Here is a 14,930-nt window from a genome sequence, read left to right as displayed (position 1 = left end):
ATAAATGAAGCATTTTTTCCCAAAAAAATCCAGGAGAGGTGGCAGAGTGGTCGAATGCACCGGTCTTGAAAACCGACGTACCGAAAGGTACCCAGGGTTCGAATCCCTGTCTCTCCGCCATTTATTACAAACCCCAGTATTCAAGGGGTTAAGAGCTTCGCTTACATAACAAGTGTAAGTAGAAATGTAAGTAAAATGTAAGTAAACTTACCCTCATGAAATATGTTAATCACATGAGCGGTAAGTGGTACTGCAGGATTAGACCTAAAGCTCACCTACGCCCTTTCCTTCCTATCAAAACTCTTGAGTACAGCAAGAAGCTAGATGCTACCTCTGCTAGTGAAGCTGAAACTCAGGCTATTCCTATCATTGCTAAATGGCTATATGAAATCCAAGTAGCTACAGAAGCCTATGAAGAAGCAGTAAATCCCTCGCCCGTTATTGCTGGCTCTCAAGAGAGAGAACTAGATGAAATCAAAAAGAAGGTATTCTTAAAAAAAGACGATGAAGTAATACACGAGGACGATATAGAGCAACTAGAAGACTGGGTAATGAATCAGTGGTCTGATGCAGATGACAACCCTTTTGGAAGCACACCCTCAAAAGACTTCTTATTTTTGCAAGAGATGTCAATCAGACGAAGTAAAGGCAGCAGAGATATGATGCCCACTGACTTTTATCTTAGAGAGTACAGAGCTTTCCTTGATGACCTGAGAGATAAGACAGCAGATTTATATATTAGTAGAATAGTGAATCAGTTTATTCCTAGGTTTCCTTATCTGTATAAGAAGGTGGTTACAACTCCCCTACTTCAAGATTGGATTGATAGCTACACCGAGTTACCGAGAGATGAGAGACCATCTAGTAAAACATTACGCCAATATCTTCACGCTATCAGAGGTTATATTGATTGGCTGAAGAGAAAGAACTACTTAAACCTAGATACTTCTGGTTTTCGTGAAGTGAAGATGCCTAGAGATACTAAGCTCAAGAAAGCAATAAAGGTATTATCATTTCAAGATACTGAACTGAAGCAACTATTATCAGCAAGTGAAGAAGATACCTGCCTAAATGATTTAATTAAATTGGCAATGTATACGGGTGCTAGGATAGAAGAGCTAATGCAGCTAAGGATTCAACACATTCGTAATGAAGCACTAGGTTTGGTTATCAGTATTGAGATTATTACTAGTGACGAAGGAAAAGAGATATCTGGCAAAAGCGATAATGCAGAAAGATTGATTCCTGTTCACCCAGAAGCACAAAGCATAGTTAAGGAACGAATCAAAAATAGTAAGGATACCTACCTGTTTAAAGCTACACCAGATAGAGAGGGTAAACGGGCTAATGCTATTGGTAAGCGATTTGGTCGTTTAAAGACGAAGTTAGGCTTTAAAAGAAACCAAGTTTTTCACTCCATCAGGCATACAGTCACAACAAAGCTAGACAGAACAGGGATACCTCAACCTGTTATTGCTGATATTATTGGACACGAGAAACAAAACATAACACAAGATACCTACTCTGACGGTATTACTCTAGAGTATAGATTTGAAGTTATTAATTTACTTGTGTATAAACTTTCTAAAAGCATATAAGTATGTATCTATATGCTTCCCTATTATTGCTAATTAAGTCATTGATTTAATTACTTTTTTAATAGCTAACGAACATACCTCTAGGAGCTTATATAAGGCGATTCTAGGGACTTTATGATGTAGTGCTATGATGGTATTAAAAGTCCTTTTATTTGTTCATTTAATACCTTTTAATTCGTTTAAAAACAATTAGTTATTGTAGTGATGAGTATGGATAAAATTGTAAGAAGCAACTCCAATTTGTTAGATAAACATTACTGGTCTGAACACAAAGGACTGTCATTGCTTTGTAATCACCTCTGGCAAGAATACTTCCATAATGACCAGCTCAATAAAGAAAACCAAAGGCATAAAGGGAAGTCTAAACCTAAGAATGTATTTAGAAATCTGTTAATCAATTTATATGTAGCATGGCTTGAAGATGAAGAGAAATCTATTGCTGTGTCTATGACAAAGAATACGTACAAAGTGAACTCACGCTATAACGCCATTAAGATTAGCTCCAAAATAATAGACATGGTGCATAAGCTAGAGAAGAAACAACTAATTGATACGAGACAAGGCTCAGAACAAAGTGGAAGGGTCACTAGAATCAGAGCAACCACCAGCTTAATGAAACAGTTTGCAGCGATAAACTTTTGTATGCTTGAAGATTTAGAACCTGCTTACACAATAAAAGAATTAGTGGTACTAAATAAGAAAGATGAGGACGATAAAAAGCAAGAGCTAGAGTATTACGATACATATCAAACAGAGAAAATGAGAGCTGAACTAAAGAGCTACAACAAGCTAATCAATGAATCACACATTGATATACCAACACTTAAGCAACCTGTCATCACCAGAACATTCTGGAATCCTAAGAAACAAAAGTATCAAAAGATACCAGTACAAATCACACACCAGCACAAACTATTAAGAAGGATATTCTACAGAGGCTCGTTTGATTATGGAGGTAGACTTCATGGTGCATGGTGGCAAAGTATAGGCAGCGACTACAGGTCTCAAATTTACATCAACGGAAAACCAACAGTAGAAGCAGATTACTCTGGGTTACACATTGCCCTACTCTATGGACTAAAAGGCAAACAACCACCCAAAGACCCATATATGCTAGATTATGCCCTTGAAGGCTTTAACAAAGACGAACAGAGAGCTGTAGTTAAAGGTCTGGTGCTTAACTCCATTAATGCAAGCACAGAGAAGTCTGCATTTGGAGCTTTTAGACAGAAACAACCCACTGGAACAAGAGAGAAGAAACTAAAGAATCAACAACTCAAACTATTACTAGATACTTTTTGTACCCAACATCCTTTAATCCAAGATAGTATCTGTAAAGATAAAGGTGTTGAGTTAATGCGTTTAGATGGTGAAATAGCAATAAAAGTAGTGAATCATTTTACTAGTCTTCATATACCTGTACTGACAATCTTTGATTCATTCATTGTAGAAACAGATAAAGAAGAGGAATTAAAGAATGTAATGAAACACGCTGTTAACTCTTCATTAGGCTTCAAGGTCAATATCAAACTAGAAGAAGGTGTAACAACACCAGACCATAAACTTAAACCAACACTAGAATATAAACGTAGACTACTTAAACACCAACAATGGATACAACAACTCACCCTATAAACATGTTAAATAAATAAAGAAGTGGTAGTAGCAGTCAGTTATCAAGAGTAAGACACTAAACAAGGAAGGTAGTGAATATAGACAAAGATATTTGGTTTCTAAGGAACTTATAATAAGGTAGTAATAGCAACAACAACTAATACATTACCCATACCTGTTAAATGTAGGCTATTAGTGGCTCTTAGAGTGATAGCTTCCCCCCAACAACAACACATACTGCAATAATGTATGCTTTGAAAACATAGATTGTATTCCTAAGGGTCATTATCTTGACCTTTAGGCACCCTTTAAAATTCAACCATTGATTACCCTTTAGGGTCTAATAGAGCATCTGTCTTATTTTGATAGAGTGCCTTTGTCTCCCCTTAGGGCAACTTATTGCAATTAAGGAGAGACATCTTGTCTACGTTCCGTCTTGGGCATGCTGTGCCCCACACCCTTACACGTCCACTGGTGATTGCCATAGCACTGATGCTGGCAACACCGACTTTTGCTGATGTTGTCACTATCGTAGATGGCCAAATTGTGACTACCCAGCAGACACCTGATGGTGATGATACTATTGTCATTGAGGCGGGAGGAACGTTGACTGTCGGTGGTGGACTTGATGCAATTAAAGCTGATGGCCCTAATAACATCATCACCAATAGCGGGGCCATTAATGGGGTCTACGGCATTTATTTAGACACCACCGCCACCAACGCCACCATCACCAACAGTGGGATCATTACTATTACTGGGGACGTCGCAAACAGTGACGGTATTCTATCACTCGGCGCTAAGGCCATCATCACCAACAGTGGGACCATCACTGGGGGCGATGCAGGCATTGATTCAAGGGGCAATAACGCCATCATCACCAACAGTGGGACCATTAATGCGGACGATGACGGCATTGATTCAAACGGCGCTAACTCCATCATCACCAACAGTGGGACCATTACTGCGGCCGATAACGGCATTCTTTCATACGGCATCAACACCATCATCACCAACAGTGGGACCATTACTAGCACGGGCAGTAGCGGCATTGAATCATACGGCGCTAACGCCACCATCACCAACAATGGGGGCATTACTGGGGACGGCGCAAACAGTGACGGCATTCATTCATACGGCATCAACACCATCATCACCAACAGTGGGACCATTAATGGGAGATACGGCATTTATTCAACCGGCGCTGACACCACCATCAACAACAGTGGCCATATTACCGGTACAAGCTACGACGCCGTGCGCGGTGTTTCTAATGACAATCTAACGCTTAATTTACTCAAAGGCTCACAGCTCATGGGGGCTATTGATTTAGGTGGTGCTGGGGATAACGATACGGTCAATATCCATGGCGGTAGTGTGTCGGCAACGCTCACTTTTGAAAACACTGAGAACATTAATCTGCTGGGACCGGGTCTCAAGCTCAGCGGGGATGTAGTAGCTGTCTCGGTTGATGGTACAGCTGAAGCTGCACGCAGTGTGGTGTTGTCAACGATCACCAGCGATATCCATGATCAGATCGCTCAACGTACCTACCTGCCTGCTGCGCCTCAACCGGTCAAAGCGGTTACATCAACGGTATTGCCAGGTCTGCAATTTAAGCAACACAAGCCAGTGGCTTGGATACAGGTTCTTGGGGGTGACTCCGATCGTGATGCTGAAGACAATGCTAGAGCCTATGAGCACGACTACGTGGGCATTAATGGGGGCTATGAGTGGGATCTTGGCCTACGCCGAGTGGGTCTAGTGGGAGGTGTTGTCAACAGTGACACCGACGGGAATGAGAACTCGTTTAAGAGTGATACTGAGCATTTTTACTTAGGGGCTTACACCAGTCAACAATTACAAGGCTTTACATTGACCACCTCGCTTTTGGGGGGCTATGGTCGCCATGATAATGAGCGTCTGGTTATTGATAACTTGAACGGTAGAGAGGTAGCTAAGTCAGACTTTAGCAGTCTCTTTATCAGTCCTTCTGTGACCATTGCCTCTGCGTACAAAATACATGAACGCATTGAGCTAAGACCGTCTGCCAGTGTTAACTACAGTATCGCTTGGTTGGATGATCACTCTGAGCGCGGGACCACTCAATCTAACCTGTCCGTTGATGATCGCAAGATACAAGCCTTATCCACCAAGCTACAAATAGCTGCAGCCTATGCTTATAGTGCAACCAGTGAGCTTGAGTTAAGAACAGGTGTCAACTCGCGTTATACCGATGATGATGATACCGAGATCAACATAGGCGGCAGTAAGTCTAAGTTTAGTAACGTGGGTGATGAGAACGTCTACAGTAGTTTTGTGGGTGCTCGTATACGAATAGCCAGCAGCGATCAGCTCAGTTTAGTAGCTGATGTTGAGTTAGGTGGTAACGGCGATGAAGACTATAAGGCCGGTCATTTAAGTGTTGAATACACCTTCCACTAGTCTGGCTAGGTGTTTGTATGGATAGACATTTGTATGGCAATACATAATTCTGTTGCTAACCCGGGCAGCAATGCATAAATCAATATATGGCGTTTTATTTATCGGCCATCAAACTCAAAAGGCGCCTTCATGAGACATTTATGTATTATATTGATAATTTCATTTTTATCAGGATGTTCTTCTTTTAAGGACATTACCAATCCATTAGAAAAAAAAATACCGAAGACAAATCTAAGTAGCACCAACCTAGAACCAATAAAGACAATTGATACAGAACTTTATTTTTACAGGCCAAAAAGCTTTTTAACTATAGGGCAAAGAGTTGAGCTTCATTTTGATGGCAAAAAAATTGGGACCCTTGGTCACAACAAAGGATTGCACTATAAGACTAAAACAGGTACGCATAATATAGCTACAAAAGTTGGTTTAAGCCTTGGTCTTCCTGTGACGGGTCTAGGTGGGGCATGTAAGTTTTCCAAAGATTTCTTATTCACTAAACCAAAACATTATTTTGTAATTAAATATCGTATGGGCTTGCTTTGTGGTGAGCATAGAATACTAGAATTAGAAGAAGAGGATTATAAAAAATTAATGTAATTTACTGATTTTTTTATTCCACCAACTTCATCAATTTTATATGTGTGAGCCTACTATAGATACGAACAAAGCAGTTTAGACCCCCCGCCCCCTATTTGATTTCTTAGAAATTCTAAGTAAAGAAAAGATTTAAAAAGCAGTAACAGCAAGCATTAGCTAGCGTATCTATAAGTGTACATACGAATACACTATATTCTTTAGTAAATGAATACAACCAAGCCCTTATGTTTTGGTAGTTAATTACATTACTCATCTAAGTCTAGATATGTGAATACAGTAGAGGTATAGTAGAAACAACTACACCGACTTGGAGAATGTAGGCAATGAGATTAGGTTATAAGAGAGTAAGTAGCGTAGACCAGAACACAACCAGGCAGTTAGATGGAGTTGAAGTTGATAAGGTCTATGAGGATAAGTGCAGCGGAAAAGATACAAATAGACCAGAGCTTCAACGCTTATTAGATAGCATGAGGACTGGTGACACTATTGTTGTACATGACATTAGTAGATTAGCTAGAAACCTTACTGACCTACTTCAGCTAATTGAAACCATAAACAGTGCAGGTTGTGAGCTACAGTTTACTAAAGAAGCCATAACCTACAACAGAGAAGATAAGAACCAGAAGCTAATGCTATCCATTATGGGTGCTGTTGCTACGTTTGAACGAGACATGATTAAGGAAAGACAAGCTGAAGGGATTGCTATAGCCAAAGCCAATGGAATCTACTTCAACAGAAAGCAGTCTAAAGCTATAGATAAAGAAGGCATAGTAGAGGCTATTAATGAAGGAATGTCAGTTAGGAAAGCTGCTAATAAGTTTAATGTAGCACCATCAACTGTATCAAGGATTAAGAAAAAAGTTGCTTAAAATGTAAGTAAAAATGTAAGTAGAATGGTCTGAGAAGCACATTATATATAACTTTTAATAACTTAAGTGCAGATGTCATCGTCTCCCTGTCTCTCCGCCATATTCTACCTCTGAAACTCTTGCTTCGTAAGAGTTTCAGAGGTAAGTCTAGGTTTATAATCTACGTTTAAGTTACCAAAACTCATGAATTGACAACAATGTCTTTTTTCGCAGTACGCGACACCCCGCCCCCTGAAACATGTTAACTAAATAAAGGAGAGTGAAGATCAATTGGCTGTCTAGAGTAAGACGCTAAACCAGACTATATTTAAAATTATTTATCGGGATCACGCATCCTCCCCTGTGCTATGATCTTGCATAAATAATCACCCTTATCATCGAAATCTCAAAGCACCATGAAGGAAAACTAGGTGACTAAGTTCTTCTGGGTCCTAAACTTGATTTTTGTTACTTCTTTTGCTGTCATTACCATTGGCGCGAATGATTTAAATATCTATAAATTTCTTAACTACAGGATAATTGAGCTGCTGAGCTGGCTCCCCCAAATGCAATAATTCAAAAAAGGAAAAGAGAGGATTCATGAGAGATATTGCTATTCACTGGTTTCGACAGGACCTGCGTTTGTCCGACAATCCAGCGCTCACTGCAGCATCGCAACATGAAGGCGTTTTCCCTATTTACATTCTAGATGAAGGTAACGCCGGCGAATACTCCATGGGCGCCGCAAGCAAATGGTGGCTAAACTCCTCACTAGAATCATTAAATACATCTTTAGACGGCACTTTGTCGTTATATAGCGGTAATCCTATCGATATTTTGATGGATATCATTAAGCGTCACAATGTTAATGCTGTGTACTGGAATCGTTGTTATGAGCCATGGAGAATTCAGCGTGACACACTAATAAAAAAAGATTTAAACGCGCAAGGTATAAAATCTGAAAGCTATAATGGTTCTTTGCTGTGGGAGCCATGGGCAATTAAAAAAAGTAACGGTGAATGCTATAGTGTATTTACACCTTTTTATCGAAAAGGATGTCTGCAGGGGGAAACGCCGCGTGAGCCTCTACCTGTTCTGAGCAACATCAAGTATTATTGTGACACGAAGAAAACTTTGAGCATAAATCAGTTGCAATTATTGCCATATACCCCATGGAATGAAAAACTTGACTCCCATTGGACTATTGGAGAAAAAGAGGCAAGAGTTCGTTTTCAAAAATTCATAGACGAAGATTTATCTCAATATAAAAATGGAAGAAATCTCCTCTCTAAACCTTATGTCTCTAGACTCTCACCTTACCTGCATTTTGGAGAAGTCTCGCCTAATCAGCTATGGCACAAGGTTCACAACACATCAAATGATACGAACAGTGATCATTTTTGCAGTGAGTTAGGGTGGCGTGAGTTCTCTTATAACCAACTATACCATTATCCTGATCTACCCAAGAAAAATCTACAGCCTAAATTTAACCACTTTCCATGGATAACTGACGAGACTGCACTTCAGGCATGGAAAAAAGGTCAAACCGGCATACCTATGGTAGATGCAGGTATGCGTGAACTGTGGCAAACAGGCTACATGCATAACCGTGCGCGGATGATCGCAGGCTCTTTTTTAGTCAAAAATCTTGGAATTCATTGGTGTCATGGCGAACGATGGTTTTGGGATACTCTAGTTGATGCTGATCTTGCAAATAATAGCGCAAGCTGGCAATGGATAAGTGGCTGCGGAAGAGACGCTGCTCCTTATTTCAGGATTTTTAATCCTGTCATACAAGGGCAGAAATTTGATCCCGAAGGCGACTATGTGCGGCGATTCATACCCGAAATCTCACCACTACCAAACAAGTACCTTTTCAATCCATGGGATGCACCCGATTCCATCCTAGAAGAGGCCAATATAAAACTTGGCAGTACATATCCAAAACCTATTATAGATCTAAAAATATCTCGCGATAATGCCCTTGAGAAATTTGCTCAACTTTCTTCGCTATCTGAGTAAGTAGGGGTGCCCAGCCCTCCCCCTTTAACGTTATACTACTTAGTACAAAATATAAGTCCCGTGTAACCATGTAATGAAAATACCAAAAAGAATTCAACCGTTGATTGACGATGGATTAGTCGATGAGGTAATCCGTTCAATTATGAGCGGCAAGGAGGCAACGTTATATGTGGTTAGATGTGGAGCCTCAATAAAATGCGCAAAAGTATACAAAGAGGCTAACAAGCGAAGTTTTAAAAAATCTGCACAGTATCAAGAAGGCCGAAAAGTCAGGAATACCCGTCGTGCCAGAGCTATGGAAAAGGGATCCAAGTACGGAAGACAGCAGCAAGAAGAAACATGGCAGAATGCTGAACTCGATTCACTTCGCAAGGTAAATGACTCGGGAGTTAGGGTGCCTGAAACTTTCGGCTGTTTTGACGGAGTTTTACTGATGGAGCTGATAACAGACCCGGAAAATCAAGTTGCTCCGAGGCTTGGTGATGTATCTATGTCTAATAAAGAGGCTCTTTTAGGGCATTCTGTTCTTATGGGGTTTATTGTTCGCATGCTGTGTGCAGGAATAATTCATGGCGACTTGTCAGAATTCAATGTATTAATAGGCAAAGATGGCCCCGTTATCATAGATCTCCCTCAAGCCGTAGATGCTTCGTCTAACAATAATGCTGAAATGATGCTGAAGCGAGATGTAAACAACATGACTCGGTATTATTCAAATTATGCTCCTGAGCTTTCAGACACAAAATATGCCGAAGAAATATGGAGTTTATACGAAGATGGGGAATTGCACCCAAATGCAGTACTTTCTGGTGCATTTAAAGAATGCTCTGAGCTAGCCAATGTCGACACTGTCATGCAGGAGATAAAGGCCGCCTTAGCAGAAGAAGAGGCTCGACTTGCTAGAGTTCAAGAAGCTGACTAAAAAAATTAATCTTTACTAGGGCTAGCTTTACTCGACGACATTGAAGCAATTCTCTATAGTGCTGTTTTTTTAAAATCATTCAATCAAAAACTTACTATTTATTTCCTGAAACCCAAAAGGTATTTACTTGATTACTGCTGCAAATATTACAATGCAATTCGGTCCCAAGCCCCTCTTTGAAAACATCTCCGTAAAATTTGGTCATGGCAATCGCTATGGTCTGATTGGGGCTAATGGCTGCGGAAAATCTACGTTCATGAAAATACTTGATGGCAGCCTTTCACCCACATCTGGAAATATATCAATAACGCCAAACGAACGAATAGGCGTGTTAAATCAAGATCAATTTTCTTTTGAGCAATATAGCGCTATAGATACTGTAATCATGGGGCACACAGAATTATGGGCTGTCAAACAGGAGCGTGAACGCATATACGGTCTCTCTGAAATGTCAGATGCAGACGGCATGAAGGTGGCCGACCTAGAGATACGCTTCTCTGAATTAGATGGCTATAGCGCTGAAAGTCGAGCTGGGGATTTTCTACTAGGGGCGGGCATCGAAAAAGAACTTCACTTTGGCATGATGTCTGAGATTCCTCCAGGCCGGAAACTAAGAGTACTGCTAGCTCAAGCACTTTTTTCAGATCCTGACATATTGTTACTAGATGAACCAACAAACAACTTAGATATTGCCACCATTAGATGGTTAGAGGCGCTCCTTAATGAAAAAAAGAGCACAATGATTATCGTCTCGCATGATCGTCATTTCCTTAATGCGGTATGTACGCATATGGCTGATATTGATTATGGGGAATTGAGGGTTTATCCGGGAAATTACGATGACTTTATGACTGCATCAACCCAAGCACGCGAACGCCTTTACTCAGAAAATGCCAAGAAATCTGCTCAAATTGCTGATCTTCAGCAGTTTGTAAGTCGCTTTTCAGCCAATGCATCTAAAGCTAAACAAGCCACTTCTCGGGCAAAGAAAATCACCAAAATACAACTTGATGATATTAAAGCTACCAGTCGAGTTTCACCATTTATTAGATTCAAACAGGCCAAAAAACTTCATCGACAGGCATTAATTTTAGAAAAAATTACTCACCAATATGATGAGATGTTATTTGAAAATGGTAGCTTGATCTTAGATGCGGGTTCTCGTTTAGCCATCATAGGAGAAAATGGTGTTGGAAAAACTACCCTACTTCGTTGCCTTATAGATGAAGTTTCTCCCACCAGCGGTGCTATTAAGTGGTCAGAAAATTCGGCACTCGGTTATTGCCCGCAAGACAGTACATCAGAATTTGAGAACAATTTAGATTTATTCAATTGGATGAGTCAGTGGCGAAAACCGAACCATGATGATCAAATTGTACGAGCTACGCTTGGTCGATTATTATTTTCTACTGATGCCTTCAAAAAGCCGGTTAAAGTTTGCTCTGGCGGGGAAAAGAATAGACTGTTATTTGGCAAACTCATGATGATGGACTCAAATGTCCTTATTATGGATGAACCAACCAACCACTTAGACATGGAGGCTATCGAATCACTGAATTTAGCTCTTGAAAATTATGATGGCACTTTGATTTTTGTCAGCCATGACAGAGAATTTGTTTCATCTCTAGCAAATCATATAATTGAAATTAAAGACAAAAAACTTGTACACTTTAAAGGCTCCTACGAAGAATACCTTGCTAGTCAAGAAACAATAAAAAATTCTTCTAATTTTTAACTAAAACATTTCAGAACTTCCTGATCATGAGGATTGCATATGCCCAGCTTACTCCCTAACACAGACCCAAATGGACTATTGGAGTACTCAGTAGTATTTACTGATCGCTCTCTAAATCATATGTCGAGGCGTTTCCAGGAAGTTATGGTTAATATCTCACGTACATTAAAAAATGTATATAACGCACGATCTGTTGTGGTGGTACCGGGTGGCGGAACATACGGCATGGAGGCAGTAGCCAGGCAGTTTGCTACTAACAAAAAATGTTTAGTTATAAGGAATGGTTGGTTTAGTTACCGCTGGAGTCAAATCCTTGAAATGGGTTCAATTGCCTCTGAAATAACTGTACTGAAGGCAAGACCTACTGATTCCGAAAAAATTAACGCTACCATGCAGTTAGCGATGACTCCGGCCCCAATAGAAGAGGTTGTTCGTCAAATAAAAGCCAGTAAACCCGCTATAGTCTTTGCCCCTCATGTGGAGACCTCAGCGGGTATGATTCTTCCTGATGGCTACATATCGTCTATCGCGGAGGCCATTCATTCAGTCGGGGGACTATTAGTCCTGGACTGTATTGCTTCTGGCGCTCTGTGGATCGATATGAAGCAGTGTGGAGTTGATGTTCTAATTAGCGCCCCTCAAAAAGGATGGAGTGCGTCACCTTGTAGCGCCCTTGTGATGCTAAGCGACAAGGCCAGAGAAGAAGTCGAAAAAACTACAAGTACTAGTTTTTCCTGTGATCTTCGTAAATGGCTACAAATCATGGAGACTTACGAGAATGGAGGTCATGCTTATCATGCAACTATGCCAACTGATGCATTACTTAAATTCAATGACGCTATGAAAGAAACAGAAGTCTATGGATTTGAAAAAGTCAGGCAAGAACAGCAAGATCTTGGAAGAAAAGTTAGAGAGCTGCTGGTGTCTCAAGGGTTCAAGAGTGTCGCTGCAGAAGGTTTTCAAGCGCCAACTGTTATTGTCAGCTATACCGATGACATAGACATCCATAACGGGAAAAAATTCATGGCTGAAGGTGTTCAAATAGCTGCTGGAGTTCCCCTACAGTGTGACGAAGGGAAAGATTACCAAACTTTCAGAATCGGCTTATTTGGTTTGGATAAACTGCATAATATAGAAAGGACCGTGGGTCATCTAGAGCTAGCCTTAGAGGGTGTCCTTCGCAGATAATTAAACGCAGTGTGGTTTCGATACAAATCTATATCGAGAAAATACCCTTTATTTTATCTCTATTCTGATCTTTTTTGATATGACTGGTTTTTTATGCGGGATATGAGAGTAATCACCGAGCATCAACTGCAAAGTATGGTGCCCAGGAGACAGGTTGATAACGGTCTCTGTTTGGCCTAAACCAAAATGCCGATGCTTCTCGTCACTAGGTATCGGTGTATTAAAATCTGGTAGTGTGTCTACGTCAATCAGCAAGTGATGATGGCCTGTATTGTTAACCTTGACCCCTGCTGGAGAGACACCCATTCCTGAAAGCCCAAATCTAACCCTGACTGGACTAGTGTTAACGGAACCATCGGCTGGAGATATAATGTAAACCTCGGTACCCGCATCAAGAGACTGACTGTCTGCATAAGCTAAAACTGAAAAAAAGAAAAAAATAAGTGCCAGTAGCCGATTTGTATGCTTCATCTATCTATACCCCAGTAGTAAAAATTTAATAATCTGAATACTTTTTATAAGAACCTCTAATCCGGCCAGCTCCCACCCATGCAGTTTGGAGAATCCATTGTCTTTTCAACAGACGTCCATTCTTGCGGTGTGTATGTATTCAAGGACAAGGCGTGCAGGCCAGACTGAAGCTCATGTGCAAGCAATGCATAAACTAACTGGTGACGCTGAACAGGAGATTTCTTGTCAAAATCACTGCTTACTATAACAACCTTAAAGTGTGTTTCTGAGTCCACTGGAACAGAATGCTTATGACTTTCATTCTCTATAATTAAAAATGAAGGGGTCAAAGACACCTCTAATTTGTTTTGGATGGCCTGATAAAATGTCATAAAATATATTAAATCGAGGTGGTTATTAATGATTATACTAAACGTAAATCACGATGAATACGAACTATAAACTATCCCCTAACCACAGATTTTAAAAGAAAGATTGATTCGAGCGCAACCTGTTCCACCACTTTAGCAATAATCTGTCGGCGCTGCCCTCTGCAGCCAACCCCATTTTCTCTGGCAAGCTCTTATGATGTATATATTTTACTTTATAAATTTCTGCATCAGACGCCCTATCCATAAGATACTCATCGCTAGTCATTATATCATCGACCAAGTTTTTCAGCTTAGCGTCGGTACCCAGCCAAACCTCACCAGTAGCTATAGTATTTATGTCAACCCCAGACCTATGCTCCGATACAAAGTTTTTGAACAATTCATGAGTTTTATCCAAATCCTCTACAAATTTCTCCCTATCTTCCGCAGTGTTCTCACCAAACATAGTGAGCGTTCGTTTGTATGCACCCGCTGTGTGAAGCTCCACATCAATATCATGTTTTTTTAACAAACGATTGAAGTTGGGTAGCTGTGCGACCACTCCTATCGAGCCAATAAAAGCAAAAGGTGCACAAAATATTTTATTTGCGACGCAGGCCATCATATATCCGCCACTTGCAGCGACCTTATCCACACAGATAGTTAGAGGTATAGATTTTTTCTTAATCCTGTGAAGCTGGCTCGACGCAAAGCCATAGCTATGGACCATTCCCCCCATACTTTCAAGTCGAACAACTACTTCATCTTCAGGTCTAGCTTGATTTAACACTGCAGTAACCTCTTCACGAAGATTTGTCGCTGCAGATGCTTTCACGTCACCATCAAAATCAAGTAAAAAAATTCTTTTCTTGGAGGTTTTTAATTTTTTTGATTTTTTAAGTATATTTTTTTTATACTTCTTGACCTCTTTTTTTTCAGAATCATTAAGTATAGATGCTGCCAAAATATTACTAGCTGCATCCATAGCTTCGTTCAAGTGAGTAACCTGCAACTGGCCCTTGTTATTTCGGCGGCCTTTGGACCCCAGACTCGCTACAGCAACCAACAAAACCAATCCGGCTATCACAAAAGTAACTGTTTTTGCCAGAAATATGGCGTATTCAAATAAAAAATCCAATT

The 14,930-nt window shown here is 40.3% G+C and carries 12 protein-coding genes and 1 tRNA gene; 10 read left to right on the top strand and 3 right to left on the bottom strand.

Annotation, left to right across the window (positions count from 1 at the left end):
* The first annotated feature begins 32 nt into the window (after positions 1-32).
* The 10 genes from ABXT41_RS03180 (at position 33) to ABXT41_RS03135 (ending at position 12,969) form a co-directional block, all read left to right on the top strand.
* Positions 33-120: transfer RNA gene (locus tag ABXT41_RS03180), tRNA-Ser, on the top strand.
* A gap of 95 nt (positions 121-215) precedes the next feature.
* On the top strand, positions 216-1,598 hold the full coding sequence (locus tag ABXT41_RS03175) for a tyrosine-type recombinase/integrase (RefSeq protein ID WP_415391377.1): 1,383 nt from the start codon (positions 216-218) through the stop codon (positions 1,596-1,598).
* 210 nt (positions 1,599-1,808) lie between these two features.
* Positions 1,809-3,233 (top strand): hypothetical protein, encoded by a 1,425-nt coding sequence (locus ABXT41_RS03170; protein WP_415391376.1) that lies wholly within the window; start codon positions 1,809-1,811, stop codon positions 3,231-3,233.
* A gap of 399 nt (positions 3,234-3,632) precedes the next feature.
* Positions 3,633-5,657, top strand: a complete 2,025-nt coding sequence (locus tag ABXT41_RS03165; protein WP_415391375.1) for an autotransporter domain-containing protein — start codon at positions 3,633-3,635, stop codon at positions 5,655-5,657.
* Between the two features lie 129 nt (positions 5,658-5,786).
* Positions 5,787-6,254 carry a hypothetical protein gene (locus ABXT41_RS03160; RefSeq protein WP_415391374.1) on the top strand — a complete coding sequence of 156 codons (468 nt, stop codon included), beginning with the start codon at positions 5,787-5,789 and terminating at the stop codon, positions 6,252-6,254.
* Between the two features lie 323 nt (positions 6,255-6,577).
* On the top strand, positions 6,578-7,123 hold the full coding sequence (locus tag ABXT41_RS03155; protein ID WP_415391373.1) for a recombinase family protein: 546 nt from the start codon (positions 6,578-6,580) through the stop codon (positions 7,121-7,123).
* A gap of 579 nt (positions 7,124-7,702) precedes the next feature.
* A complete protein-coding gene (locus ABXT41_RS03150; protein WP_415391372.1) occupies positions 7,703-9,124 on the top strand; it encodes a cryptochrome/photolyase family protein in 1,422 nt (473 codons plus the stop codon).
* Positions 9,125-9,197: 73 nt separating this feature from the next.
* Complete coding sequence (locus ABXT41_RS03145) at positions 9,198-10,046, top strand: PA4780 family RIO1-like protein kinase (RefSeq protein ID WP_415391371.1); 849 nt, start codon at positions 9,198-9,200, stop codon at positions 10,044-10,046.
* A 127-nt stretch (positions 10,047-10,173) separates the two neighbouring features.
* On the top strand, positions 10,174-11,781 hold the full coding sequence (locus ABXT41_RS03140; protein ID WP_415391370.1) for an ABC-F family ATPase: 1,608 nt from the start codon (positions 10,174-10,176) through the stop codon (positions 11,779-11,781).
* Positions 11,782-11,820: 39 nt separating this feature from the next.
* Complete coding sequence (locus ABXT41_RS03135; protein WP_415391369.1) at positions 11,821-12,969, top strand: aminotransferase class V-fold PLP-dependent enzyme; 1,149 nt, start codon at positions 11,821-11,823, stop codon at positions 12,967-12,969.
* A gap of 48 nt (positions 12,970-13,017) precedes the next feature.
* Here ABXT41_RS03135 and ABXT41_RS03130 read toward each other — a convergent pair whose 3' ends face one another.
* From ABXT41_RS03130 to sohB, 3 genes are all read right to left on the bottom strand, one after another.
* On the bottom strand, positions 13,018-13,440 hold the full coding sequence (locus tag ABXT41_RS03130; protein ID WP_415391368.1) for a DUF4399 domain-containing protein: 423 nt from the start codon (positions 13,438-13,440) through the stop codon (positions 13,018-13,020).
* Between the two features lie 56 nt (positions 13,441-13,496).
* Positions 13,497-13,775, bottom strand: a complete 279-nt coding sequence (locus ABXT41_RS03125) for a BolA family protein (RefSeq protein WP_415391445.1) — start codon at positions 13,773-13,775, stop codon at positions 13,497-13,499.
* 127 nt (positions 13,776-13,902) lie between these two features.
* Positions 13,903-14,928, bottom strand: coding sequence for a protease SohB (sohB, locus tag ABXT41_RS03120; protein ID WP_415391367.1), 1,026 nt, complete (start codon positions 14,926-14,928; stop codon positions 13,903-13,905).
* Positions 14,929-14,930: the final 2 nt, after the last annotated feature.

This window comes from Porticoccus sp. Uisw_050_02 (genome assembly GCF_047729555.1).
In the GTDB taxonomy this organism is placed as follows: Bacteria; Pseudomonadota; Gammaproteobacteria; order Pseudomonadales; family Porticoccaceae; genus Porticoccus.
This window is presented reverse-complemented; position numbering and strand designations above follow the sequence as displayed.

What these genes read in the sequence shown, in the direction of transcription:
- ABXT41_RS03175 (WP_415391377.1), top strand. Translation starts at nt 216, where the DNA reads ATGAAATATGTTAATCACATGAGCGGTAAGTGGTACTGCAGGATTAGA.
- ABXT41_RS03170 (WP_415391376.1), top strand. Translation starts at nt 1,809, where the DNA reads ATGGATAAAATTGTAAGAAGCAACTCCAATTTGTTAGATAAACATTAC.
- ABXT41_RS03160 (WP_415391374.1), top strand. Translation starts at nt 5,787, where the DNA reads ATGAGACATTTATGTATTATATTGATAATTTCATTTTTATCAGGATGT.
- ABXT41_RS03155 (WP_415391373.1), top strand. Translation starts at nt 6,578, where the DNA reads ATGAGATTAGGTTATAAGAGAGTAAGTAGCGTAGACCAGAACACAACC.
- ABXT41_RS03150 (WP_415391372.1), top strand. Translation starts at nt 7,703, where the DNA reads ATGAGAGATATTGCTATTCACTGGTTTCGACAGGACCTGCGTTTGTCC.
- ABXT41_RS03145 (WP_415391371.1), top strand. Translation starts at nt 9,198, where the DNA reads ATGAAAATACCAAAAAGAATTCAACCGTTGATTGACGATGGATTAGTC.
- ABXT41_RS03135 (WP_415391369.1), top strand. Translation starts at nt 11,821, where the DNA reads ATGCCCAGCTTACTCCCTAACACAGACCCAAATGGACTATTGGAGTAC.
- ABXT41_RS03130 (WP_415391368.1), bottom strand. Translation starts at nt 13,440, where the DNA reads ATGAAGCATACAAATCGGCTACTGGCACTTATTTTTTTCTTTTTTTCA.